Below are 22,026 nucleotides of genomic sequence, written 5' to 3'. Positions count from 1 at the left end.
TTAAATTACTTGCCACAAATTTGCCACAAAAAAATTATAAAAAATTTTCGTATCTTGAAATGGAATCTGTTTCCATTTTTTTAGATACATGTAGATAAACGTTTGCGGTCATATTGATTGTGTGATGGCCTAAGCGTTCTGAAACAAATTTTATATCAGAACCACTTTCTAAAAGATGCACAGCATGCGAATGTCTTAGTGCGTGCGGGGATAATTTAGAAATATCTGCTAATGTACATATTGTCGTAAAATACGTTCTGTAATTACACTGTTTTAAGAAGTCACCTTTTGAATCTGTGAATAAAAACTCTTTATTCAATATGAAAGCGTTTGATTTTAAAGAGTGTTCAATTTTCTTTATTTTAAAGCTTTTCAAGAGTTCGATACATTTTTTATCAAGCATAATTGTTCGATAGCTTGATATGGTTTTGGGTGTGGTAATAAAATTTTGATTGTTTTCACGGTATAGAGTTTTGCTCACTGTGAGTTTATCTTCTGTGACATCTTCCCATTTTAACGCTAACGCTTCACCTAGCCTTAATCCAGTTCGAGCAAGTAAAAAAGTAAGTACATAATATTGATAGTTAATGAAAGGCTTTGTCCCTTTATAAGATTCAGCAGTGACTAAAAGAGTTTGTAACTCTCTTTTTTCAAAGAACTGAATTGCTGTTTTTCTCTTTTCTGTTTTAGGATATTTAATATTTTTCATAGGGTTAGAATCTATTAATTTAAAGTCGTTAACTGCATCCTCTAAAGCACTATTAAAAGTTGAACAATAGGATTTAGCTGATTCAATCGATAGATGAGAACACATCTCGTTTACCCAATTTATGCAATCTATACGACGAATTTCTGTTATTTTATAATAAGCAAATTTGGGTAGAATGTGTAAACGAATTGCTCTATTTAATTTTGCCGAGGTTGATTTTTTTACTTGTTTTTCTTTTAGTTTTATCCAACTATTCAAATATTCCTGAACTAAAATATCCTTGTTGTGTTGTACAACTAGTCCTGAATTTAGCTTTCTTTCTAGCTCGTTTGCTGCAGCTTGTGCATCTCTTTTAGTTCTAAAACCACTTTTTGAAACCTCTCTAAATTTTCCATTTTCTTTGTATCGAATGCGATAGCGCCATTTTCCGTTAGGTTGTTGTTTAATACTTGCCATAATTTAGTTACCTCACTTTCTTAAAGAACTTACGTTCGTTTTTTGCTTTTTAAGAAAAGCCCGAAGGCTTAAAAAATGCTACAAATCACTTGGAGAAAAATAATCAATCCCTAAGGTTTTGCCGTTAATAATTATTGTACTCCCATTAATTAACCCAGCTTTTTTATTAATTCCACTTAGACTAGCGCTTTCTAAATCGTAGACGTTTCCGTTTAGAGTACCTTTTACTTCTAAAGTTACTCCGTCAGGTATTTCTACTTCATAGGGAGGTGTAACTAACATTCTATAACCGCGATCATTTTCAACTAAATATGAAGTTGAAATCAAATTACTAACAGAATTTGCAGTTACTTTTGTTAACACTTTGCCTGAATATAGATATTTCATGCCTGAAAATTTAGCACCTTCAAAAGTAGCTACAGAATCAGCAGGGTATTTTTTTGCATTGGCTTCAAACTCATTTTCGTTTGAAGTGGAAGAGTAGGCTGAACTATCAATATTGCTATTGGATGAGTTGGTTTGTAATGGCTCTGTATTATTGGCAGTTTCTGAAGTTACTGATAACTCATTTGATGGCTCAGTAATATCGGTTTGGGAGCTTGAAGTTTTGGCTTCGGAACTTCTTTCTGACGTTTGGTCAGAAGCTGTGCTGCATCCTGAGATAAAAGCTGAAAGAAAAATAATTCCTAAAAATGTAAGTGAAAGTTTCTTCATGTAATAATCCTCATTTCTAAAAATATTTATTTTCAAAACACCAATCTATCTAGATAGTGTTTTTTATTACGCAACATAACAATCATTGTATTATTATTCACAAGAATCTGTCAAACTCATTTGGTAATCCAAAGCAGATAAGTTTTTCATATTTTGTCATGTATTCAAACCCTTCTGTCGTAGGGTCTAAAATTAGATGGGTAGCAAAATAGTTTGCTTCTTTTTCAATCTTTAATTCAGAAACAAGCGTGTTTTTAGAGAGCTTAGGTGTATTTTCTTTAGGGTGGAAGATACAGTGCCCTAGTTCATGACTACAAGTTACACGCTTTTCGGTATCGCTTAATTCTGAATTTATATGAATTATTTTTATTTGGTTAAACATACTATAATAACCGTATATTTCACCTAAAGGTTCTTCTAAAATTAGTATTTTTAACTCTTTTGCAAGTCTGTAAGGATCGCGTGTTTGATATAATTTAACCAGTTTATTAATCTTTTCATCAATTTGTGGTAAATACATAAAGAACACAGCTCCTTTTAGCTACGGTACTTTTTAGGCGTGTATTTTTTCTTCGCTTCTATTTTTGAAATTCTAAGAGCATTTTCAAGGGAACTGATTAACGCCTCTTTTGTTTCTTCGCTCATTTCCCCATCTTCTTTTGAAAAGGCCAAAGCGCCATCGTTAGATAAATCATCTATTAATGATTGTAATTGTTTTTGTATACTACGTTCATCTTTATCAGTTAAATCGTAGTATTTCTTTTTTTCTGTACGTCCCAAGAGATAATCTACAGATACATCAAAATAGTCTGCTACTTTTTGTAGGCCTTCTGAGTTCGGGGAAACCTTTTTCCATTTGCTAAAATAACCATTTGAGTAGCCTAGAGTAATTTCTAATTGTCGAATGGACATCTTTTTTCTTTTTGCCAATTCTTTTATTATTTCATAAGTATTCATTGATTTGACAACCTTTCTGAATGCTTACAAAAAAAGTTTAGAAAAAAACTCTATTTTCGGTTGACAAATTAGAGTTAAAGCTCTATACTTTATTTCGTAAACAAGTTAATCAACTAAAAAGACAACAAAAAACGCTATTGATAAATAAATGCTAACCGCCAAGAAAGCTTATAAATCAATGTTTTAATGTCTTATTTAATTACGCTTTGATTATAGAATAAAACTCTATTTGTGTCAACTGAATTTAGAAAATAGTTGATAAACTTGTTTACTAATTTAGAAAAAGGAGGTTTGCAACTATGGCGAAGGCCGAAGAAACACGTCAAAAAATTTTGGATCACTTTGAAAAAAATCAATGGGAGATTCCTGATGTAGCAACTGCTTTAGGAATCACAGAACAGTATTTGCGAAAAATTCTAAACAATCCAGAAAAACACTTGAAGCAAATGACCGATATTATTTCTTACTACAAAATTAGATAGGGGGTGTAACTATGTTTTCGCAACCCGAAGTGCCAGTACAGGTTAACGTACAAGTGGATAATCAATATCTTGATAAACATCTAAAAGAATATGTTGAACACTATTGTAGAAAATTTTTACAGCCTGAATGGTACACAATGTCAGATATGGAAAAAATCACTCGACATAAACGGGCGTGGATTATGCAAAACATTGTTGATGATCCATATGTAAAAAAGAATAAGCTAGCTAAAAAAGAAAGTGATAGTGTAAATGCACAATGGCTGTTTGATGCTGAACGCATTAGACCGTTTTTAAAACGGCTATATATCGAATTACCTGATTATTAATAACTACTTAAGGAGGTTTTTCAAAATGATTATTTGCTACAAAGGCGAAGATTTAAAAGTGCAAGAGACTTGTAGCACCTATGACAACATTTCAGTTGTGTTGTTTAAAGGGCAAAAACGAGTGTATAACCATCGAACGAATGAAATTGTCGGCGGCGATGAACGGTTACCAGAAGCAAAAGCAATTCGAAATTTTAACGGTTCTGTGATGGTATTAGGGAGGTGAAAGCATTGAAAAAAGTTTATCAATCTCGTTTGGCGTTGACCTTATTTGCCGCATTTCTTTTTGGAATTATCGCAAGGGAAAGTACAAGTTTAAATATTCTGTTACTAATTTGCGGACCTGTGGCTGCGTTGTTGTGGGTACATCACGACGAAGTGAAATATCAAAAAGAGGTGAAATAAATGTTAACAGCTAATGAAGCTTTTTTAGTACGCGAAGCAGTACGAGAAAAGATTGAAACGTTAAGAGATGCAGTACGTCACGAAAGTGCAAAGCATCCGACAATGCAGGACCTCCGCACGCTAAAGCATTTTCAAGCAGAGTTAGAACGTTACGAAGTTGCTTATCAAAAAATGCTCAACGAAGTGGGGTGTTAGTTGATGATTGCTGTATTGAAACAAAAAGAGCCTACCTCGTCCGCCAACGAAGTAAGCCATTAAATAAATATTCTATACAAAGGAAGTGTAACACATGGAAAAAGAATTTGTCATTAAAATTGGAAAACTTTATATCAAAAGAAGTTATCAAGGGAATAGCCGTGAGTACCTAGGCTTTGGGTTTACCAGTGACGTAAACGAGGCAAAACGTTTTTACGAAGATGAACCTGTTACAACTGTAAAAAATGAACGATACGACAGAAGAACTGTTCAAGTTGTTAGCTCTAACGGACTAGAGTACGCCAATTTTGTAGCAGAACAATTGGGTGGTCAAGTTTACGAAGTACAAACAACGATTAAGTTGTCAAAGGTTTAGGGGGAGAAACGCAAATGAAAAACTATTATCACGTAAAAACGCAAGAAGCATACGATAGTTTAATGGCTATTTTGGAAACGTTAGGGTGTAGATGGACTACCGGCGACAAGCCAACGGAATTTGATATTTTTCATAAACTTGAAGCGGCAACAGTTATAGAGGTAGACGGAAAGAAAAAGAAATTAAAGTATATGGATACTCATACATCTAAACTAATTATCGAAATTGACGGTGTAAGTTTGATTGAATGGCCAGCAGTTGCTTCAAAAGAGAAAATTGAAGTCTCAAAAGAATTTGATGAGTGGGTACAGAAGGTCAAAGAATTATATAACGATTCTTATAAGAACTGGTGTATTTGGCAAATTAATAAGATGGGATGGGGTCACTGGTTGGAAGATCCTATTACAAATGAACTGTTGTTTACTTCGGAAGGCTCCAAGTGGACGAACGAAGTACATGAAAACAAAGAACTGCATACACGTGCGATTCTTGATGGTTACACAGTGAAAGAAGAACCGATGTATGAAATTCCTTTGTCTTGTTTAAAAACAACGGATGGTGAAGTTCAGTATCTAAGCTATAAAGATAAAAAATGGTTTGCTAGTAGAAAACATACTTGGCTAAAACAACGTTTCACAGAAACAGAACTAAAAGAAAAAGTACCTGAATTTTATCGGAAATTGGCGGTGCAAGTTGATGAGTAATAGAAAGATAATCCTTCCTGACTTTTTAACATCGAAGCAAAAAGAGCAGATATTAAAAGCATATAAATGGGGAAAACCAATCATTGTGACAGGTTCGCAGGGGCCTACGGGAAAAACAACACTTGTTAATTGCCTTAGAAAACAGGGAATCCAAGCATTTGAAGCGTGGGAGTGCCTAACTCTAGAACTGGCTCAGATAGGAAGTGTAGCAACTCATGTTATCACCGTACAAGAAAATTAGGCGAAAAGCGGGCATGTCACAAGAAGAATTAGCAAAAAGAATGCTACTTCCTGTGAAGCTGATAAAAGTTTATGAAAAACGTAACGTAGATCCACCGTTGCATTATCACGCAAATTTTAAAGCGATTTTCAATGTAACAGATGAAGACATTAACCGATTAAAAACAACTGGAGGAATAAAAAATGCCAAAAATTAACTTAGCAATTGAAGCAGATTCAGCAACAGAAATGAAAGAAATTTTATCTCAATTAGCAACGGGAAGCGTTGTAGAAGTAACGCAATCTTTATATGTACCAACTGAAAATATTGCAACTGAAACGATGTACTTTGAGCATGATGCTTCGGGCGAATTTATCAAAGTTGAAAAAGGGGAATCATTAGAATTTTTAGAAAAAGATTGTTTTGATCCTCGTACAAAAGAACAGTATGAGGAATTCATAAATAAGGAAAAAGCAGCGAAGAAAGAACCTGCAAAAAAGAAAAAAGCAACTGCGAAGAAGAAAGAAGAAGTTTCTACGGCCTCAACCTCAGACACCGAACCATCGAAAACTGGGGAGAAAGTCGCGCCTACTGATTCAGAAACAGAAGAAGTATCAGCAACAGCCGATTTACACCCAGGGGCCACAAAAGCAGATGTGCAAGCAGCAATGAAAAAAGCAATGGCAAACGGCAATCGTGATCGGATTAAAATGTGCTTTGGCCGTTACAACGCAGAAAAACTTTCAGACTTGAAAGAAGAACATTACGGTAAATTTATCACTGACTTAGAAACGCTGGTAGGTGAATAAGCATGCCAGTAGGAAGTCATGCCTTGTTAGGGGCGAGTAGTGCGCATCGGTGGCTAATATGCCCACCTTTGGCACGACTAGAAGAAAAAGTAAAAGATCGCGGCAGCTCTTATGCGGAGGAGGGAACAACTGCGCATGAATTAGCAGAGTTGTATTTGGCGAAGCGGTTTAAGCTATTAACCGCTAGAGCGGTTAATTCTCGATTGAAATTTTTTGAACAAGACCATCCGTATTGTGATGAATCTATGAAAGAATACGTCGCTGCTTATTGCGATTTAGTAGAAGAACGTGTCAATCAATACGAAAATGCCACAGTCGAATTAGAACAAAAAGTAGATTTTTCAAAATGGGTCCCAGAAGGATTTGGAACTTCGGACGTGGTTGTCTTATCAGATAAGACGATTGAAATTATCGACTTGAAATACGGCAAAGGTGTTCCTGTTGATGCGTATTTAAACCCTCAACTGATGTTATACGCGCTTGGCGCGGTGGATAAGTACGACATCATTTACGAATTTGAAACCGTACGAATGACGATTATTCAACCTCGTTTAGACAATATTTCAACCTTTGAAATTGAAAAAGAAGAGTTGCTTTATTGGGCAGATAATTACGTGGCACCTCGAGCAGTGCAGGCTTGGGAAGGTACAGGAGAGTGGACGATTACAGACGACGTTGTGAAGTTTTCAAAAGTTCGTGCCCAACTAAGACCGCGTGCGGAGAGAAATTTTCAGCTGATTGACAAGCACGAGCTGAAAGAAGCACCGCTTTTAACCAATGAAGAAATTGCTGAAATTTTAGAACGTGCACCAGAAATTAAGAAATGGTTGGAACATGTGGAAACCTACGCTTTACAGAAAGCACGTGACGAAGGCGAAGAGTTCCCTGGTTGGAAAGTAGTTGCTGGACGAAGTAATCGAAAAATTTCAGATAATGAAGGGTTGCTGATGGTTTTAGAAGCCGAAGGGTTTGAAGATGAAGACATTTTAAAACCGCAGGAACTGAAAGCCATTGGGCAACTAGAAAAAGTTGTTGGCAAGAAAAAATTTGCGGAATTAGCTGCAGACTTCATTATCAAACCAGAAGGAAAGCCTGTCCTTGTTCCTGAAAGTGACAAGCGACCAGCGTTAAACAGCGTAGAAAATGCGCTTAATGATTTTGAAGGGGTTGAGTAAAATGCCTCAAAAAGCATGTAAAGAAAAGCCTGTGATTTTTAGCGGGAAAGGTTATTACATCACAAGAGAAGATACACGCAATGTTGGGCTTTATGTATTCAGTGAGAATAAAGTGTTATTTAAAGGATATTTTAACACGATTGAAGCGGCGTTATCGTCGTTAGTTACTAACTCATTGCTTGTAGATGAAACGTGGACAATGAACCTAAAAACCTATAAAGAATCTATTTTAGAGATGAAAGAACAAATCATCTCGGACATTAAACAGTATTTTACAGAACAAGCTTCTAATTCGTTAGATGATTTAGAAGAAGACGAATTATTCAACTAAAAAATATAAGAAAGTAGGAATTTAAAATGGCAAAAGTAACTGGAACGAAAGTAATTACAAATCAAGTGAGATTAAGTTTTGTGCATGTGTTAGAACCTCACGCAATGGAAGAAGGACAAGAGAAAAAATATTCTTGCATGTTGATTATTCCAAAAGACGATAAAGAAACACTTAAAGCGATGAAAGAAGCAATCAAAACCGCCTATGAAGGCGCAAAAGGGGACAAATTAAAAGGCGTTAAATTTGACCGTTTAAAAACAACCTTACGCGATGGCGATGAAGAAATGGATACCGAAGAACGCCCAGAATTTGAAAACGCAATGTTTATTAATGTATCAAGTAAAACGAAACCACAAGTTGTAAAACGCGAAGATGGCGTGCTTGTAAAAACAGACGATCCAGACGAAGTTTATTCAGGTGTTTATGCGAATGTTTCTATTAACTTTTATGCTTACAGTACCGCAGGAAACAAAGGGGTTACCGCTGGGCTAAACAACATTTTAACGTTATGTAAAGGGGACTTCTTAGGTGGTCGCGCCAATGCTGAATCCGATTTTGGTGATTTAGAATGGGAAGACGAAGAAGACGACATGTTTAGCTAAAAATTGAATAAGGGGCTAAAATGCCCCTTTTCTTTTGAAAGGAGAAATTGAAATGAGTAAGAGAGTAGTTGCAGGTTTCAGATGGGTGGAGAGAGACGGAACTAATTTTATACAATCTTGGGTGGATGCAGACGATGCGGAAAATATGGTGTGCGCAGCAATGATTGTTGAATATTTAGCCAATAAGCACAAAGTATCACCCAGAAAAATAACCGAAGCTTTATTATCTAACATTGAAGTTCAACCTATGGATTTTGAGGAGGTTACAAAATGAGTAAACGGCCAATTTATTTACCGATCGAATTACACGATGTTTTTGAACTAATTGAAAATGGTGAAGTAGAAAATCTGTATTTTGAAAACTGTGGCTGTTTGGATAATGTTGCAAATGGAGAATTTAGTCTTGAAGACCTTAAAAATATTAATTTTTATATCAAACAAGAATATACACCAGTAGAAGATCAGGAGGTAGGAAAAAATGAAACCAACTAAAGCGCGTTTAAGAAACTATGTGGATACCTTAAAAAATTCAGTGGAAAAAGAAATAAGAGTAAAAAAGACGAAGGCTATTCGTGCACATATTGAATCGGAGTGGCTGAAAATTGATCCCGAATTTGAGAAATTACGTAGATATTTCAGCTCACTCAAGATTCGCCAAAACTTAAAAAATGAACTTGTCGATTTGTTAGAAGAAAACAGTTTGGAAATGTGGAGCTTTTATCGTGATACGGATGCTAGAGATTTTGAAACCTATAAGAAATGGTTTCTTGACAAACTTCGGTACGATTCAATAAAAGGGCTTGCGAAAGTAGAAGCTGTTTACGATCAAGAAATCCGAGAGGTAAGAGAAACGTACAATGCGATTGTTGCAAATGTAGAAAGAGTGCCTGCTAAACAAGGGGTGGCTTATCTTGAAGAACTAGGATTCAATGTTGATGTTTTTAAAGAGGAAGAAGCGCAGCTTCCCATGATTGCCGTTGATAAAAGTAAATTGCGGTTACCATCTGAAACGGCTGATAGCAAATGAAAACATTAAATATTGATATTGAAACGTATTCGGATGAAGACTTAACCAAAGTTGGGGTTTATAAATACGCTGATAGCCCCAACTTTGAAATTTTACTTTTTGCTTATTCAGTTGATGGGCAGCCCGTTGAATGTGAGGACTTAACAATTAGCGAAATACCTGACGAGATAGTGACTGCGCTAACAGATAAGAACGTGCTTAAAATTGCATTTAATGCCCAATTTGAGCGCGTTTGTTTGTCTAAGTATTTAGGTGTTCCGTACTACCTAGACCCTGCACAATGGCACTGTACGATGGTTCACGCAAACGAATTAGGGTTGCCTGCCTCGTTAGGTCAGTGTGCGAAATATTTAAACATCGAACAGCAAAAAGATACGAGAGGTACGCAACTGATTAACTTTTTTTCTAAACCATGTAAGCCAACAAAGAAAAACGGTATGCGCACAAGAAATTTACCTGAACACGCTCCCGAAAAATGGCAAACGTTTATAGAGTATTGTATTCAAGACGTCAATGTCGAAATGGCTATCGCGAATAAGTTGAATCGCTTCCCTGTCCCCGAAAGTGAGTGGAAGCTTTACACACTGGATCAACGAATTAATGACCGAGGGGCAGAAATTGACCACGAGTTAGCAACTGCCGCTATTGACATTATGGCCGATTTAAGTGAAGCGGGATTAAACGAAATGAAGGAATTAACAGGATTAGAAAATCCTAACAGCTTAGCGCAACTGAAAAAGTGGCTAGAAGAACAGGGAACGCCTTTCGAGAAGTTAGGAAAAGAGGTTGTGTTAAAGGCTTTATCATTAGGAAACTTGCCTGATAACGTGGCGGAAGTACTAAAATTGCGCCTTAGCTTATCCAATTCAAGTACAAAAAAATATTTGATGATGGATAATGCACGTTGTTCAGATAATCGCATTCATGGCATTTTACAATTTTACGGTGCCAACCGCACAGGAAGGTGGGCGGGGCGATTATTACAAGTACAGAACTTGCCTAGAAACTATTTAGGTGAAATTGATTTTGCCCGTCAGCTTGTAAAAGCAAAAGATGTCGAAGGCATCGAACTAATGTATGAAGATGTACCAGACACGTTGAAACAACTTATCCGAACAGGGTTAGTGGCCAAAGAAGGGCACCGTTTCATTGTGTCTGACTTTTCAGCTATCGAAGCTCGAGTGATTGCTTGGTACGCCAAACAAGATTGGGTGCTAGAAGTATTCCGCACACACGGCAAAATTTACGAAGCAACAGCGGCGCAGATGTTCCATTTAGGCGAAGTAGCAGACTACGACTGGAAAAGTCACGAAGGCAAAGACATGCGCCAACGTGGAAAAGTGGCGACATTGGCGCTTGGTTACCAAGGCGGACCAGGGGCGCTTAAAGCGATGGGCGCATTAGAAAATGGTATTGAAGAACACGAATTACAAGACATTGTGGACCGCTGGCGTACAGCCAATAAACGCATTAAGAATTTTTGGCATGAAACCCAAAAAGCTGTGATTGACTGCCTGCAAAACGGCGGAATCAAAAAAGGCCCTCGAGGGTTGAAGTTCTACAAAAAAGCAGGATTCTTGTTTATTCAGCTACCAAGCGGACGAAAACTAGCGTATGCAAAAGCGCATTTAAAAGAAGGTGACTACGGTCCTGCTATTTTTTATGAAGGGCAAGGCGATAAAGTCGCTTTCACGGAACAGCAAACTTACGGCGGTAAATTGGTGGAAAACATTGTCCAAGGAACGGCAAGAGATGTTTTAGCAGAAGCGATGGTCCGTTTAGAAAAAGCAGGATACCCTATCGTTTTTCACGTGCACGATGAGGCAGTAGCCGAAGTGCCAGATGGTGAAAAGTCCATTGAAGAAATGAACGAAATCATGTCTATAGTTCCTGATTGGGCAGAAGGCTTACCGTTGAATGCCGAAGGATTTGAAACGAAATATTATATGAAAGATTAGACGGAGGAAGCGGAATGATAGGAGACTTTATTTTGTGGTTAAGACAGGTAGTTAAAGAAACGTTCTGTGTACATGACTATAGGCAAAAAGGTACTTATGGAATATACAACAGTCACGGATATTTAAAATGTAAAAAATGCGGTCGTATTAAGTGAGGAGGAAGAATAGATGGAAATTAAAATAAGTATACATTTGAGAAGCGGCAAAGTTATTTCTTACCTTGAATTGGATATAGATCAAGAAACAATAGAGCGTTGGCTGGATGGGCTTTTAGATGATAAGAGTGAATGGATTTCAATAGGTAATCTACCATCAATGTCGCTTATTCCTATCAAGGCTATTGAGTGTATAACCTTTGAAGATATATCGCAGACCGAAGAAAGGTTGATTAAAAATGAGTTTCAAGTTTAGCGATTATTATAACGATGAAAACATTTGTTTAACGGAAGAAAGAATCAGAGAGTTGTTAGAAAAAGGAGCGAGAGAAAATGAAACTAAAACTAGTTGATGTTGAAACTAACCCTCACGAAGAAGAAGTAGGCACGTGTGAATTTTGTATGAGAGTTGCAATGGTTAATGAGCCCGTTTTTGTTTTTGAAAAAGACAACGGCGAGCTCGTTCGCATCGAAGCTTTTTATTGGAGTTGGGGTTTTTATGATGAGGTACGTATCGAAAATGTCGTAGATTTTGCCGCCTATGTTAACGAACAGGAGTTTGACGAAGAGCAAGAGCTAGATTATAGCTGGTTAACTGATCTAATTCATGAATACGAATATGTAAAGGATGACGAATAAATGGAAAACAACATACTTATACTAGCAAGCTTTGCGATTTGTTTTTTGTTAGGCTATTTTGTTGGCATTCGTAAATACCTGAAAGCGATAAGCGCTTCGCTTAATTATGAGCGGGAATTACCCACAAGTGATTATCAAAAAGGATGGCTTGACTGTTTAGGTTTCATCCTTAAACAATAAAAGAAAGGAAGCGGAAAGATGGAACAGCCAGAAAAAAACATCAAATTAGCCTATGATGGTGAAATCCATCTTGCAGTTGGTGCTTCAAAAACCGAGAAAAAATGGAAAAATCGGCAGATGTCTTGGTCTGATTTTATTCAACGGCTAAAGACTCCGACAGTGACACAAGAGACTGTCGAAGACTACAAAAAAATGCCGAAGTCTAAGCAGGGCGAGGTCAAAGACGTTGGAGCGTTTATTGGTGGTTGGTTAAAAGAAGGACGACGGAAAAGAGGAAACACGCAACAGCGTAGCCTTGTTACGTTAGATGCCGACAGCACGACGTTAGACTTTTGGGACGATATACAGCTGTTATTTGACCATGCCGCAGCTGTCTACACGACACACAGCCATTTAGTGAAAGGTCCGCGTTATCGCTTGATTATTCCGTTAAGTCGCCCAGTGACCGCCGAAGAGTATGAGCCCCTAGCGAGAAAGCTTGCGGAGTTTTTCGGCATGGATAACTTCGATGATACGACCTATCAGGCAGAACGTTTGATGTATTGGCCCAGTCATTCGATAGACGGGGAATATTTCACCGATAACATCGATTTGCCGTGGGTCGCTCCTGACGAAATTCTAAGCCAATACGAAGACTGGCGAGATGCAAGTTTTTGGCCAGAAAGTTCACGAGGGCATTCAATTCGTGAAAGACAAGCAAAAAAAGCAGGAGATCCTTTAGAGAAAAAAGGGATTGTCGGGGCGTTTTGTCGCACGTATGACATCATTTCAGCGATTGAAACCTTTTTACCTGACATCTACGGACCAACAGGAAGAGAAGACCGTTGGACATTTTTAGAAGGTTCTACTAGTGGTGGGTTAGTGATTTATGATGATAAGTTCGCTTATTCTCACCACGGTACGGATCCTGTAGGCGATCAACTGGTGAACGCGTTTGACCTTGTCCGCATTCATTTGTTTGGCGATTTAGATGAGGATGTCAAACCGACGACTCGGATTGACCGTTATCCATCGTTTAAAGCGATGCGAGAGTTCGCAATGGAAGACAAGCAAGTTAAGACCTTGATTCAGAGTGAAAAGCTGTCACAAGCACTAGAAGACTTTGACGGCGAATTAGATGACTTGGAAGAGGACGACAAAGACTGGTTTACAAAATTGGACCTCGAAATTGATGAATACGGTCAGATTATGGCTTCCGCGAAAAATTTAGAAGTCATTATGCTGAACGACCCGAACCTCAAAAAGAAAATTTTTATGAACAGTTTTTCTAATCGTATTGAGGTGAAAGAAAATCTACCTTGGCGAAAATTAGACCGAAACAAGATGTGGAAGGACAGCGACGATGCGGGGTTACGTGTATACATCGAAAAAATTTACGGTATTGTGAATCGTGGCAAAATCGATGATGCGCTAGTCCAAGAAATTGAAAGAAACTCGTATGACCCTGTAAAAGAATACCTAGAGAGCTTGCACTGGGACGGAGTGCCTCGCGTAGAAACTTTGCTAATAGACTACTTAGGTGCAGAAGATACACCGTTCAATCGAGTAGTTACGAAAAAATTTCTTACAGCTGCCGTAGGGCGTATTTTTGTGCCAGGGATTAAGTTTGACTACATGCTAGTGACTAGCGGTCCGCAAGGAATAGGAAAAACACTATTGCCTGCAAAATTGGCGGGAGACTGGTTTTCTAACAGCTTAGAAGGTGTGACGGGGAAAGACTCTTACGAAGCGTTGCAAGGTGTTTGGATCATGGAAATGGGCGAATTGTCAGCGACAAAAAAAGCAGACATTGAAGCCACCAAGCATTTTATTAGCAAGCAAGAAGACATTTTCCGCGTTGCTTACGGTCGGCATAAGTCCTATTTTAAACGCCGTTGTGTCTTTTGGGGAACAACGAACGACAACGAGTTTCTAAGAGATAAAACAGGAAATCGGCGTTTTTGGCCAGTAGATGTTGGCATTCAACCGATTAAAAATAAGGTGTGGGAAATGACTGACGAAACGCGCAACCAGATATGGGCAGAAGCCGTTAAGTTGTGGCAAGCAGGAGAACCTTTGTATTTAACAGACGAACAAGAAAAACTAGCGCTAGAAGCCCAAGAAATGCACACGGAAACCTCTAGCATGGAAGGCGAAATCCTTGAATATTTGGAAATCCCAATAACGGAAGATTGGTACAAACGAAGTAAGCAAGAAAGACGAGAGTATATTCAGGGGTGGGGGACGGATATTCAGGAAGAAGGCGAGATTGTTAGAAACAAAATATGTATTGCGGAGGTTTGGAATGAATTGTACAACGGTGATTCTAAAAACATACATCCTGCAAAAGCGGCAGAAATTCGTCAAGTTTTAAGCCATTTATCTGGTTGGGAGAAAAACAGCAAAGGTAATAAAGGACGTTTAAGATTTGGCCCTGGGTATGGAGTACAAGTAGCCTATTTACGTGTTACACCTTAAAACAAAAAGGTAGTAATGACGCGGGGTTAGGTGTAACACCTAAAAAAGCTACGAGTGTTACACCTAAAATATTTACTGTAACACCTGTAACACCTTATTTCCCGTTGGTGTTACAGGGAGTGTTACGCTATTACACCTTGGGAGAGTAAGAATGAAGAACAATCGTAACACCTGTAACACTATTTTCTATTCATATATAGAAATAATTAATATACATATACGCACTATATATGTATATATGTACATGGGAAATATATATAAGTTGAAGAATTTTTGTGTTACATGTGACACGGTATTTTTAAACGGAGGTTGAAGAAAACAGAAATGATGGAACATATCAACCAATATCTTATCGGATGGGAGGCCGAAGTAATGCAAATTGAAAACGACATTGAAAAGTATCTGGTTAGGCAGGTAAAACGCACAGGAGCTTTATGTTATAAATTCACTTCCCCAGGAACTAGGGGTGTTCCTGACAGGATTATTTTATATCAAGGCAACGTGTTTTTCGTTGAATTAAAGAGGCCTGGAGGTAAATCAAGAAAAGACCAGTTAAAAATTATAGAGAAATTCAAAGAGCAGCTTATCCCAGTGTTTGTCATTGACAGCAAGCAAGGAGTGGATACGTTAATCTACGCAATGCAAAGCGGTATAGCAAGAGTTATGCCTGATATGTCCCATAAAAAGGAGTGATTGAGTTTGAAAGCAACGTTACATCCCTATCAGGAATACTCTAAGAATTTTATTCTTGATCATCCTTACTGTGCTTTGCTGTTAGATATGGGACTAGGGAAAACCTTATCCAGTTTGACAGCTATTGACGAGTTGTTACACACGTTTGAAATTATTCAGAATGTGTTAGTAATTGCCCCGTTATCAGTTGCAGAAAAGACATGGACCGATGAAATCGAAAAGTGGGATCATCTACAGCACCTCACTTTTTCAAAAGTGTTAGGAAACCCAAAGCAACGCGAAGAAGCTTTATTCAAAAAGGCAGATGTCTATTTAATCAATCGTGAAAATGTGGAGTGGTTAGTCAATTACTATCAACGAAACTGGCCCTTTAAAACCGTGATTATAGACGAGTTATCCAGTTTTAAGTCAAGTAGTGCCAAACGATTTAAAGCATTACGAAAAGTACGCCCGAAGATGGAACGTGTTATCGGGCTAACAGGAACACCTTCCCCAAACAGCTTGATGGATTTGTGGGCGCAAATGTATTTATTGGACCAAGGCGAACGGCTAGGAAAAACTATCACACAATACCGTAATAAATATTTTGTCCCCGCACAAAAAAACGGGCATATCGTGTATTCTTGGCAATTAATCCCAGGAGCAGAAGAAGCGATTTACAACAAAATAAGCGATATATGCGTGAGTATGAAAGCAAAAGATTATTTGCGACTCCCACCGAGAACGGAAAATATTATCGAGCTAGACTTGAACCCGACAAGCTGGAAACAGTACAAAGAGCTAGAACGGGAATACGTGTTAGAACTCGAAGGAACAGACGTTGTAGCTAGTAATGCGGCTACACTATCAAACAAGCTTTTACAGCTGTCTAACGGCGCTGTATACGACGAAAACGGCGACGGAAGGGAAATACACCAAGAAAAGTTAAATGCGCTAGAACGCGTTATAGAGGACGCACAAGGGCAATCGGTTTTAGTCTTTTATCAATACCAACATGATTTAGAAAGAATCCAAGCACGATTTAAACAAGCAAAGTCTTTAAATGTGTCTGACGGGGATATTGAGAAATGGAACGAGGGAAAAATTCCGTTGCTTTTAGCCCATCCGCAATCAGCAGGGCACGGCCTAAATTTACAAAAAGGCGGGCACATTATCGTATGGTTTGGGCTTACGTGGTCTTTGGAGTTTTATCAACAAGCCAATGCCAGGTTAGACCGCCAAGGACAAACACAGCCTGTTATTATTCATCACTTAGTGACGAAAGGAACTATTGACGAACAAGTAATCAAAGCTTTACAAGCAAAAGAACAAGGGCAATCAGCGCTAATGGCTGCAGTGAAAGCCAAAATTGAGGAGTACAGGAGGTAATAAGTGCAATGGAAAGCCATTTAACAAAAGAACAGCTTGAAATTATCGCTAGTGCCGCCACAACGGAAGCAATCCGAGCTTATGAGAAAAAACATAAGCGTGTGAAAAAAGAAGCAAAAAAGCGAAATTTGCGAAATACGGGCTTGTTATTAAAGAACTACACCAAGTTAAAAGATTTGTGTAATGAGACTTTACAAGAAGAAATACCCGTGGATTATCCTGAATTTGATTTAGAAAACCTAACTTTAGAAAGCCTAAGTATATACCGTAAAAAAACTTTTAAAATGCTGAATCATGTTGACCGAATGCTTACTGCTTATGAGTGGAACTGTGCCAAAGGATCAATCGAAGAACAAAGAAGATTTAAAGTACTTCAAAAACGATACTTGATAGAAAATAAATTAAGTGTCAAAGAATTATGCGAAGAATTTCATATAGAGCAGGGGACAGTTTACCGAGATACAAAATTAGCGATTAAAGATATGTCGGTCCTTTTGTTTGGTATAGAGGCAATTGACTTCAGTTAATGTTAAAAAAATGTTGAAAAAATTAACGGTGTTTCTGTGTTATTATGGTAGTGTGAAATAAGAGTAAATAGAGACAAAAAGGCATCTTCCCAAAAAAATGGGAGGGTGTCTTTTTTAGACAGAAAGGAAGAATAGCTATGATTTTACAATATGCAATGCGATTGAACGAAGAAGGAACAAAGAAAGCCGAACACATTGAGGATGGTGTAACCTCTGTTACCATCACAGAAAACGAAATTAAAGTCTATTACGAAGATAAACGTGGGGTAAAAAATAGCACTACGTTTTTAAAAGATTGTTCGCAAATTTACAACATGTGGTTACTAAGTGATACGTTTAAAACGTTAAAAAGATTGATTTAGCTTATTTTTTATACAGAAAGGTGGTGAATAACATGCGAATGACCGAGAAACAGAAACGATTTTGTGACTTTTACATCGAGACAGGAAATGCCAAAGAGGCTGCTATCAGAGCGGGATATAGCGAAAAGACTGCAAAGCAGATAGGACAGGAAAACTTGACTAAACCTGACCTCAGAGCTTATATAGACGAACGCCTCGCAGAACTGAAAAACGAACGAACAGCCGATGCCCAAGAGGTGCTAGAGTACCTAACAGCTGTTATGCGCGGTGAGTACAAAGAAGCAACGCTAATTGGTGTAGGCGAAGGCGCACAAGCCGTTGTAGACATCGATGTGGGCGCAAAAGACCGTTTAAAAGCAGCCGAGCTTCTTGGTAAACGTCATGCGCTGTTCACTGATAAAGTCGATTTACAAACGGGCGATATTGTGATTAAGGTTGGTGAGTGGGATGCAGACGAAGAAACGTAATATCGTTTTAGAGTTTAACTTCCCGTCAAGAGTTTTTAACAAATCGTTTTATGATCGATTGGTGGATTATTCTAAATTCACCGAGGTTTATTGGGGCGGCGCTTCATCTGGCAAAAGTCACGGTGTCGTTCAAAAGGTCGTTTTTAAAGCCTGTCAAAGATGGAAGAAACCAAGAAAGATTTTATTTACAAGAAAAGTAGGGCGTAGCTTAAAAGATTCTATTTTTGAGGATGTGAAAGCGTGTCTTTCTGATTGGGGACTGCTAGACAAGTGTAAAGTAAATAACACTGATTTTAGAATCACGTTACCAAACGGCGCAGAGTTCCTTTTCAAGGGAATGGACGACCCAGAGAAAATAAAATCCATCAAAGGGTTGTCCGATGTCGTGATGGAAGAAGCGACAGAATTTACGCTAGAAGATTATACGCAGCTTACTTTACGTTTACGTGAACGTAAGCATGTGAAACGTCAAATCTTTTTAATGTTTAACCCAGTTTCTAAACTGAATTGGGTGTATAAGTCTTTCTTTGATGAGGAAGCAGAAGTCGATCAACGAAGAACGGGTATTTATCACAGCACCTATAAAGACAATCGGTTTCTTGATAGTGAAAATAAAAAGGTGATTGAGGATTTAGCCAAACGAAACCCAGCGTATTATCGCATATATGCTTTAGGAGAATTTGCTACGCTAGATAAACTTGTATTTCCAAACTATCAGAGAAAACGATTAGACAAGTACGACGAACTGTTAAGACAGATTGATTCAGATTTCGGCTTAGACTTTGGGTATGTAAACGACCCTTCCGCTTTTGTGCATGCAAAGGTAGACGAGAAGAACAAACGTATTTATGTTCTTGAAGAATACGTCAAAAAAGGCTTGCTGAATGATGAAATCTCAACGGTTATTAAAGATTTAGGCTATGCAAAAGAAGTTATCACTGCGGATTCAGCTGAAAAGAAATCTATTGCAGAAATCAAGAAGAACGGAATTACTAGAATACGTGCAGCCAAGAAAGGTCCTGATTCAATACGACAGGGGCTTTCTTTTTTATTGCAATACGAGCTAATCGTAGACGATCGTTGCGTAAAACTGATTGAGGAATTAGAAAACTACACGTGGGCTAAAGACAAGAAAACAGGGGAGTACACCAATGAACCTATTGATAGCTATAATCACGTGATAGATGCTTTACGATACGCAGTTGAACATCGTAGTAAAAAAGCACGTGGAATTAAATTACAAAGTGTGAAGGGGGTTATTTGATGACAGACAGAGTAAGTAGACCGAACACGGAAGGTAAAATACGAGAATTTGTTGACCTTTTAGGAAATCGTGTCTTTTATTGTGATAAAAACGCAAAGATTGACGAGCGCTTGGTGGATAAATACATCAATAAGCATCGGAAACTAATTGGCTTTTACGAAGAATTAGAAAAGCTCTACAACGGTCAACACGATATTTATTATCAAAAAGGCAAAGGGATTGGAAAGCCCGACCATCGTATCGCGGTTAACTTTGCCCGTTATGTTGTAGATAGTTCTGCAGCTTTCTTTAACGGTAAACCAACAAAAATTACTCATCCAGACGAAGAGCTAAAGGAATTTGTTCAAGATTTCCGTAAACGAAACGATGAAGAAGACAACGACGCGGAGCTTTCTAAGTTAACTGCTATTTATGGGCATGCTTATAAGCTTTTATACCAAAACGAAGAAGCGGAAACGTGCGTGACTTATTTAAAACCTACACAAGGATTTATTGTTTACGCAGATGATTTATTAAAAGCGCCTATGTTTGCCGTGCTTTACAACAAAATGACAAACGACGAGCTAACAGCAACTGTTTATCCACAAAACAGCACAGAAACGTTTATTTTTACACAAGACAAGACTTCTAAACGGTTAGAGAGTAAACAAGGACCGACCGTTTTTCAGAAAGCCTTGTCTTATTTGCTAGGTGGAAAAGAGGCAATCGCTAATCCGTACGGTGAAGTGCCTATGATTGAGTTTATGGAAAACGACGAACGACAAGGACGTATCGAATCTGTGTGGTCGCTGATTAATAATTACAACGAAGCTCTATCAGAAAAAGCGAATGATGTGAGTTATTTTGCGGATGCCTACTTAAAAATGATAGGGGTAGATTTAGCTGACGAAAACGTCGCTGCCTATTTACGTGATAACCGAGTGATTAACAGTGCCGAGCCTTTAAATGAAGGTGAATCGGTAGATATTAATTTTTTGGATAAACCTAGTTCAGATACAACACAAGAAAATCTATTAGACCGATTAGAGCGGTTAATTTATCAAATGTCTATGACTTATAATGCAAACGATGAAAGTTTTAGCAATAACGCTTCTGGAATTTCGCTAGAATTTAAAATGCAAAATCCTAGGAATTTAGCACAAGCGAAAGCTAGGAAGTTTAAAAAAGCATATGCGCAAATGTACAAAATGATTTTTTCATTACCTACGAATGTACCTGCCAATAAAGCTAAGGAATGGTTTAATTTAGAATACACTTTTGATTTTAATATTCCGCGCAATATTAAAGACGAAGCGGAAACTGCACAAAAACTTGAAGGGATTGTTTCAAGAGAAACGCAATTAGGCGTATTATCGATTGTTCCTGACGTAACTCAAGAAATGGAACGCATAAAGGACGAAGAAACGGACGAACGTTTAAATCCACAAGTTGATTTCGGTAAATTTACTCGAAATACGGAAGAGGTGACCGAAGAACATGAGTAATTATTGGGCGGAACGAGAAGCAAAACATATCGAAGAAATGCTGAAACGACATGTGAATTACGAACAAGAAATTCATAGACGGTATTTACAGTTATGGAAAACGATAGAAGCAGAAATTCAGCAGTTTTACGTCGCTTATGCAGGGAAAGAGAAGATTAGCATTGATGAAGCGAAACGACGTGCAAGTAAACATGACGTACAAATTTTCGCGGAAAAAGCGAAACGTTATGTACAAACAAGAGATTTTTCAAAAGAAGCTAACGAGCAATTAAGGTTATACAATTTAACGATGAAGGTTAATCGTTTAGAGCTTTTAAAATCGAAAATAGGTTTGTATTTAACAGACAATACGAATCAGCTACAGACCTATTTTACGACAATGTTAACAGAGGAAGCTATAGCGGAGTTTGTGCGACAGGCAGGGATATTAGGCGGGTCCATTCTTTCCGAAGAAACCTACCGAATGTTTGCTAAAGCGATTATTGAGGGGTCGTTTCATAACGCGACATTTTCTCAACGTTTGTGGGTGAATCAAGATGTTTTGAAAGCAAGTATCGATCGCTTGTTAACAGTTGGTCTATCAGCAGGCAAACATCCAGATATTCTAGCTAGGGAATTACGCAAATTAGTTGTGATTGACAGCTTGCGAGGAAAGGAAACGGCTGATTATGTCGCACGTCGGCTAATGATTAGTGAATCTGCAAGAATACAAAGCGAAGTACAAAAGCAAAGCTACGAAAAATACGGGTATGAAGAATACAACCTAATTGTAGAACCAAGCGCTTGTCCTATTTGTGTAGGAATAGCAAGTGCAAATCCACATAAGGTTTCTGAAATGAGCCCAGGAATCAATGCAAGTCCTATTCACAACTGGTGTCGGTGTAGTACTGCACCTGCTTATAAAGACAAAAAGTTCTAGCGAAAGTTAGGCTTTTTTATTTGCCTTCTTACTGCTTACAGGCGTTAAAGAGAAAGCTGTTT

The 22,026-nt window shown here is 38.0% G+C and carries 33 protein-coding genes; 29 read left to right on the top strand and 4 right to left on the bottom strand.

Features of this window, described 5'->3' with window-relative positions:
• Nucleotides 1-34: 34 nt before the first annotated feature.
• The 4 genes from IGK86_RS11430 to IGK86_RS11415 form a co-directional block, all read right to left on the bottom strand.
• Nucleotides 35-1,165 carry a tyrosine-type recombinase/integrase gene (locus IGK86_RS11430; protein WP_438742503.1) on the bottom strand — a complete coding sequence of 377 codons (1,131 nt, stop codon included), beginning with the start codon at nt 1,163-1,165 and terminating at the stop codon, nt 35-37.
• Between the two features lie 78 nt (nt 1,166-1,243).
• On the bottom strand, nt 1,244-1,879 hold the full coding sequence (locus IGK86_RS11425) for a hypothetical protein (RefSeq protein ID WP_010815252.1): 636 nt from the start codon (nt 1,877-1,879) through the stop codon (nt 1,244-1,246).
• Between the two features lie 97 nt (nt 1,880-1,976).
• Complete coding sequence (locus IGK86_RS11420) at nt 1,977-2,399, bottom strand: ImmA/IrrE family metallo-endopeptidase (protein WP_010815251.1); 423 nt, start codon at nt 2,397-2,399, stop codon at nt 1,977-1,979.
• Nucleotides 2,400-2,416: 17 nt separating this feature from the next.
• The gene (locus IGK86_RS11415; RefSeq protein WP_010815250.1) at nt 2,417-2,836 is read right to left on the bottom strand and encodes a helix-turn-helix domain-containing protein; all 420 of its coding nucleotides are present in this window, start codon (nt 2,834-2,836) and stop codon (nt 2,417-2,419) included.
• Between the two features lie 299 nt (nt 2,837-3,135).
• Here IGK86_RS11415 and IGK86_RS11410 point away from each other — a divergent pair, with 299 nt between their 5' ends.
• The 29 genes from IGK86_RS11410 to IGK86_RS11270 all read left to right on the top strand — a co-directional run bounded on the left by IGK86_RS11410 (nt 3,136) and on the right by IGK86_RS11270 (nt 21,964).
• Nucleotides 3,136-3,318 carry a helix-turn-helix domain-containing protein gene (locus IGK86_RS11410; protein WP_010815249.1) on the top strand — a complete coding sequence of 61 codons (183 nt, stop codon included), beginning with the start codon at nt 3,136-3,138 and terminating at the stop codon, nt 3,316-3,318.
• Nucleotides 3,319-3,329: 11 nt separating this feature from the next.
• Nucleotides 3,330-3,647: a DUF771 domain-containing protein gene (locus tag IGK86_RS11405; protein ID WP_025193982.1), complete on the top strand. Its 318-nt coding sequence runs from the start codon at nt 3,330-3,332 to the stop codon at nt 3,645-3,647.
• Between the two features lie 25 nt (nt 3,648-3,672).
• Complete coding sequence (locus IGK86_RS11400) at nt 3,673-3,873, top strand: hypothetical protein (protein ID WP_002379963.1); 201 nt, start codon at nt 3,673-3,675, stop codon at nt 3,871-3,873.
• On the top strand, nt 3,870-4,052 hold the full coding sequence (locus IGK86_RS11395) for a hypothetical protein (RefSeq protein ID WP_438742499.1): 183 nt from the start codon (nt 3,870-3,872) through the stop codon (nt 4,050-4,052). Before IGK86_RS11400 ends, IGK86_RS11395 begins: the two co-directional genes overlap by 4 nt.
• Nucleotides 4,053-4,247: a hypothetical protein gene (locus IGK86_RS11390; protein ID WP_002399701.1), complete on the top strand. Its 195-nt coding sequence runs from the start codon at nt 4,053-4,055 to the stop codon at nt 4,245-4,247.
• 94 nt (nt 4,248-4,341) lie between these two features.
• A complete protein-coding gene (locus IGK86_RS11385; RefSeq protein WP_002399700.1) occupies nt 4,342-4,623 on the top strand; it encodes a hypothetical protein in 282 nt (93 codons plus the stop codon).
• A gap of 14 nt (nt 4,624-4,637) precedes the next feature.
• Nucleotides 4,638-5,327 carry a DUF1642 domain-containing protein gene (locus IGK86_RS11380; RefSeq protein ID WP_438742496.1) on the top strand — a complete coding sequence of 230 codons (690 nt, stop codon included), beginning with the start codon at nt 4,638-4,640 and terminating at the stop codon, nt 5,325-5,327.
• Nucleotides 5,320-5,568: a hypothetical protein gene (locus tag IGK86_RS11375; protein ID WP_438742494.1), complete on the top strand. Its 249-nt coding sequence runs from the start codon at nt 5,320-5,322 to the stop codon at nt 5,566-5,568. Before IGK86_RS11380 ends, IGK86_RS11375 begins: the two co-directional genes overlap by 8 nt.
• A 13-nt stretch (nt 5,569-5,581) precedes the next feature.
• Complete coding sequence (locus IGK86_RS11370; protein WP_002416137.1) at nt 5,582-5,764, top strand: hypothetical protein; 183 nt, start codon at nt 5,582-5,584, stop codon at nt 5,762-5,764.
• The gene (locus tag IGK86_RS11365; protein WP_438742492.1) at nt 5,751-6,356 is read left to right on the top strand and encodes a hypothetical protein; all 606 of its coding nucleotides are present in this window, start codon (nt 5,751-5,753) and stop codon (nt 6,354-6,356) included. The genes IGK86_RS11370 and IGK86_RS11365 overlap by 14 nt, the downstream gene beginning before the upstream one ends.
• A gap of 2 nt (nt 6,357-6,358) precedes the next feature.
• A complete protein-coding gene (locus IGK86_RS11360; protein ID WP_438742491.1) occupies nt 6,359-7,531 on the top strand; it encodes a DUF2800 domain-containing protein in 1,173 nt (390 codons plus the stop codon).
• 1 nt (nt 7,532) lies between these two features.
• Nucleotides 7,533-7,862, top strand: a complete 330-nt coding sequence (locus tag IGK86_RS11355) for a hypothetical protein (RefSeq protein WP_260682200.1) — start codon at nt 7,533-7,535, stop codon at nt 7,860-7,862.
• Nucleotides 7,863-7,888: 26 nt separating this feature from the next.
• Nucleotides 7,889-8,464, top strand: coding sequence for a DUF2815 family protein (locus tag IGK86_RS11350; RefSeq protein ID WP_174096956.1), 576 nt, complete (start codon nt 7,889-7,891; stop codon nt 8,462-8,464).
• 52 nt (nt 8,465-8,516) lie between these two features.
• The gene (locus IGK86_RS11345) at nt 8,517-8,738 is read left to right on the top strand and encodes a hypothetical protein (protein WP_438742488.1); all 222 of its coding nucleotides are present in this window, start codon (nt 8,517-8,519) and stop codon (nt 8,736-8,738) included.
• Nucleotides 8,735-8,956, top strand: coding sequence for a hypothetical protein (locus tag IGK86_RS11340; RefSeq protein ID WP_438742486.1), 222 nt, complete (start codon nt 8,735-8,737; stop codon nt 8,954-8,956). The genes IGK86_RS11345 and IGK86_RS11340 overlap by 4 nt, the downstream gene beginning before the upstream one ends.
• Nucleotides 8,943-9,491 carry a hypothetical protein gene (locus IGK86_RS11335; RefSeq protein WP_438742484.1) on the top strand — a complete coding sequence of 183 codons (549 nt, stop codon included), beginning with the start codon at nt 8,943-8,945 and terminating at the stop codon, nt 9,489-9,491. The genes IGK86_RS11340 and IGK86_RS11335 overlap by 14 nt, the downstream gene beginning before the upstream one ends.
• Entirely contained in the window at nt 9,488-11,449 is a 1,962-nt protein-coding gene (locus IGK86_RS11330) for a DNA polymerase (RefSeq protein WP_438742482.1), read from the top strand. The genes IGK86_RS11335 and IGK86_RS11330 overlap by 4 nt, the downstream gene beginning before the upstream one ends.
• 168 nt (nt 11,450-11,617) lie before the next feature.
• Complete coding sequence (locus IGK86_RS11325) at nt 11,618-11,860, top strand: hypothetical protein (RefSeq protein ID WP_438742480.1); 243 nt, start codon at nt 11,618-11,620, stop codon at nt 11,858-11,860.
• A 77-nt stretch (nt 11,861-11,937) separates the two neighbouring features.
• On the top strand, nt 11,938-12,243 hold the full coding sequence (locus IGK86_RS11320; RefSeq protein ID WP_438742478.1) for a hypothetical protein: 306 nt from the start codon (nt 11,938-11,940) through the stop codon (nt 12,241-12,243).
• Complete coding sequence (locus tag IGK86_RS11315) at nt 12,244-12,423, top strand: hypothetical protein (RefSeq protein WP_010815237.1); 180 nt, start codon at nt 12,244-12,246, stop codon at nt 12,421-12,423.
• 18 nt (nt 12,424-12,441) lie between these two features.
• On the top strand, nt 12,442-14,880 hold the full coding sequence (locus IGK86_RS11310) for a VapE domain-containing protein (RefSeq protein ID WP_438742476.1): 2,439 nt from the start codon (nt 12,442-12,444) through the stop codon (nt 14,878-14,880).
• 372 nt (nt 14,881-15,252) lie between these two features.
• A complete protein-coding gene (locus tag IGK86_RS11305) occupies nt 15,253-15,573 on the top strand; it encodes a VRR-NUC domain-containing protein (RefSeq protein ID WP_010815235.1) in 321 nt (106 codons plus the stop codon).
• A complete protein-coding gene (locus IGK86_RS11300) occupies nt 15,574-16,941 on the top strand; it encodes an SNF2-related protein (RefSeq protein ID WP_025188982.1) in 1,368 nt (455 codons plus the stop codon).
• Between the two features lie 8 nt (nt 16,942-16,949).
• Nucleotides 16,950-17,468, top strand: coding sequence for a hypothetical protein (locus tag IGK86_RS11295; protein ID WP_010815233.1), 519 nt, complete (start codon nt 16,950-16,952; stop codon nt 17,466-17,468).
• Between the two features lie 137 nt (nt 17,469-17,605).
• The gene (locus IGK86_RS11290) at nt 17,606-17,830 is read left to right on the top strand and encodes a hypothetical protein (RefSeq protein ID WP_010717873.1); all 225 of its coding nucleotides are present in this window, start codon (nt 17,606-17,608) and stop codon (nt 17,828-17,830) included.
• Between the two features lie 32 nt (nt 17,831-17,862).
• On the top strand, nt 17,863-18,297 hold the full coding sequence (locus IGK86_RS11285) for a terminase small subunit (RefSeq protein ID WP_002364295.1): 435 nt from the start codon (nt 17,863-17,865) through the stop codon (nt 18,295-18,297).
• A complete protein-coding gene (locus IGK86_RS11280; protein WP_010815232.1) occupies nt 18,278-19,561 on the top strand; it encodes a PBSX family phage terminase large subunit in 1,284 nt (427 codons plus the stop codon). The genes IGK86_RS11285 and IGK86_RS11280 overlap by 20 nt, the downstream gene beginning before the upstream one ends.
• A complete protein-coding gene (locus IGK86_RS11275) occupies nt 19,561-21,045 on the top strand; it encodes a phage portal protein (RefSeq protein ID WP_438742472.1) in 1,485 nt (494 codons plus the stop codon). The genes IGK86_RS11280 and IGK86_RS11275 overlap by 1 nt, the downstream gene beginning before the upstream one ends.
• Entirely contained in the window at nt 21,038-21,964 is a 927-nt protein-coding gene (locus IGK86_RS11270; protein WP_438742470.1) for a minor capsid protein, read from the top strand. Before IGK86_RS11275 ends, IGK86_RS11270 begins: the two co-directional genes overlap by 8 nt.
• Nucleotides 21,965-22,026: the final 62 nt, after the last annotated feature.

Source organism: Enterococcus sp. DIV1206, from assembly GCF_051712485.1.
GTDB lineage: Bacteria > Bacillota > Bacilli > Lactobacillales > Enterococcaceae > Enterococcus > Enterococcus faecalis.
This window is presented reverse-complemented; position numbering and strand designations above follow the sequence as displayed.

Bases quoted from the DNA above. Each gene is read 5' to 3' on its own strand.
- IGK86_RS11335 (WP_438742484.1), top strand. From the start codon at position 8,943: ATGAAACCAACTAAAGCGCGTTTAAGAAACTATGTGGATACCTTAAAA.
- IGK86_RS11320 (WP_438742478.1), top strand. From the start codon at position 11,938: ATGAAACTAAAACTAGTTGATGTTGAAACTAACCCTCACGAAGAAGAA.
- IGK86_RS11390 (WP_002399701.1), top strand. From the start codon at position 4,053: ATGTTAACAGCTAATGAAGCTTTTTTAGTACGCGAAGCAGTACGAGAA.
- IGK86_RS11295 (WP_010815233.1), top strand. From the start codon at position 16,950: ATGGAAAGCCATTTAACAAAAGAACAGCTTGAAATTATCGCTAGTGCC.
- IGK86_RS11325 (WP_438742480.1), top strand. From the start codon at position 11,618: ATGGAAATTAAAATAAGTATACATTTGAGAAGCGGCAAAGTTATTTCT.
- IGK86_RS11270 (WP_438742470.1), top strand. From the start codon at position 21,038: ATGAGTAATTATTGGGCGGAACGAGAAGCAAAACATATCGAAGAAATG.
- IGK86_RS11290 (WP_010717873.1), top strand. From the start codon at position 17,606: ATGATTTTACAATATGCAATGCGATTGAACGAAGAAGGAACAAAGAAA.
- IGK86_RS11385 (WP_002399700.1), top strand. From the start codon at position 4,342: ATGGAAAAAGAATTTGTCATTAAAATTGGAAAACTTTATATCAAAAGA.
- IGK86_RS11370 (WP_002416137.1), top strand. From the start codon at position 5,582: ATGTCACAAGAAGAATTAGCAAAAAGAATGCTACTTCCTGTGAAGCTG.
- IGK86_RS11380 (WP_438742496.1), top strand. From the start codon at position 4,638: ATGAAAAACTATTATCACGTAAAAACGCAAGAAGCATACGATAGTTTA.
- IGK86_RS11410 (WP_010815249.1), top strand. From the start codon at position 3,136: ATGGCGAAGGCCGAAGAAACACGTCAAAAAATTTTGGATCACTTTGAA.
- IGK86_RS11315 (WP_010815237.1), top strand. From the start codon at position 12,244: ATGGAAAACAACATACTTATACTAGCAAGCTTTGCGATTTGTTTTTTG.
- IGK86_RS11305 (WP_010815235.1), top strand. From the start codon at position 15,253: ATGCAAATTGAAAACGACATTGAAAAGTATCTGGTTAGGCAGGTAAAA.
- IGK86_RS11340 (WP_438742486.1), top strand. From the start codon at position 8,735: ATGAGTAAACGGCCAATTTATTTACCGATCGAATTACACGATGTTTTT.
- IGK86_RS11415 (WP_010815250.1), bottom strand. From the start codon at position 2,836: ATGAATACTTATGAAATAATAAAAGAATTGGCAAAAAGAAAAAAGATG.
- IGK86_RS11400 (WP_002379963.1), top strand. From the start codon at position 3,673: ATGATTATTTGCTACAAAGGCGAAGATTTAAAAGTGCAAGAGACTTGT.
- IGK86_RS11420 (WP_010815251.1), bottom strand. From the start codon at position 2,399: ATGTATTTACCACAAATTGATGAAAAGATTAATAAACTGGTTAAATTA.
- IGK86_RS11375 (WP_438742494.1), top strand. From the start codon at position 5,320: ATGAGTAATAGAAAGATAATCCTTCCTGACTTTTTAACATCGAAGCAA.
- IGK86_RS11355 (WP_260682200.1), top strand. From the start codon at position 7,533: ATGCCTCAAAAAGCATGTAAAGAAAAGCCTGTGATTTTTAGCGGGAAA.
- IGK86_RS11350 (WP_174096956.1), top strand. From the start codon at position 7,889: ATGGCAAAAGTAACTGGAACGAAAGTAATTACAAATCAAGTGAGATTA.
- IGK86_RS11280 (WP_010815232.1), top strand. From the start codon at position 18,278: ATGCAGACGAAGAAACGTAATATCGTTTTAGAGTTTAACTTCCCGTCA.
- IGK86_RS11285 (WP_002364295.1), top strand. From the start codon at position 17,863: ATGCGAATGACCGAGAAACAGAAACGATTTTGTGACTTTTACATCGAG.
- IGK86_RS11310 (WP_438742476.1), top strand. From the start codon at position 12,442: ATGGAACAGCCAGAAAAAAACATCAAATTAGCCTATGATGGTGAAATC.
- IGK86_RS11405 (WP_025193982.1), top strand. From the start codon at position 3,330: ATGTTTTCGCAACCCGAAGTGCCAGTACAGGTTAACGTACAAGTGGAT.
- IGK86_RS11425 (WP_010815252.1), bottom strand. From the start codon at position 1,879: ATGAAGAAACTTTCACTTACATTTTTAGGAATTATTTTTCTTTCAGCT.
- IGK86_RS11330 (WP_438742482.1), top strand. From the start codon at position 9,488: ATGAAAACATTAAATATTGATATTGAAACGTATTCGGATGAAGACTTA.
- IGK86_RS11275 (WP_438742472.1), top strand. From the start codon at position 19,561: ATGACAGACAGAGTAAGTAGACCGAACACGGAAGGTAAAATACGAGAA.
- IGK86_RS11345 (WP_438742488.1), top strand. From the start codon at position 8,517: ATGAGTAAGAGAGTAGTTGCAGGTTTCAGATGGGTGGAGAGAGACGGA.
- IGK86_RS11430 (WP_438742503.1), bottom strand. From the start codon at position 1,165: ATGGCAAGTATTAAACAACAACCTAACGGAAAATGGCGCTATCGCATT.
- IGK86_RS11360 (WP_438742491.1), top strand. From the start codon at position 6,359: ATGCCAGTAGGAAGTCATGCCTTGTTAGGGGCGAGTAGTGCGCATCGG.
- IGK86_RS11365 (WP_438742492.1), top strand. From the start codon at position 5,751: ATGCCAAAAATTAACTTAGCAATTGAAGCAGATTCAGCAACAGAAATG.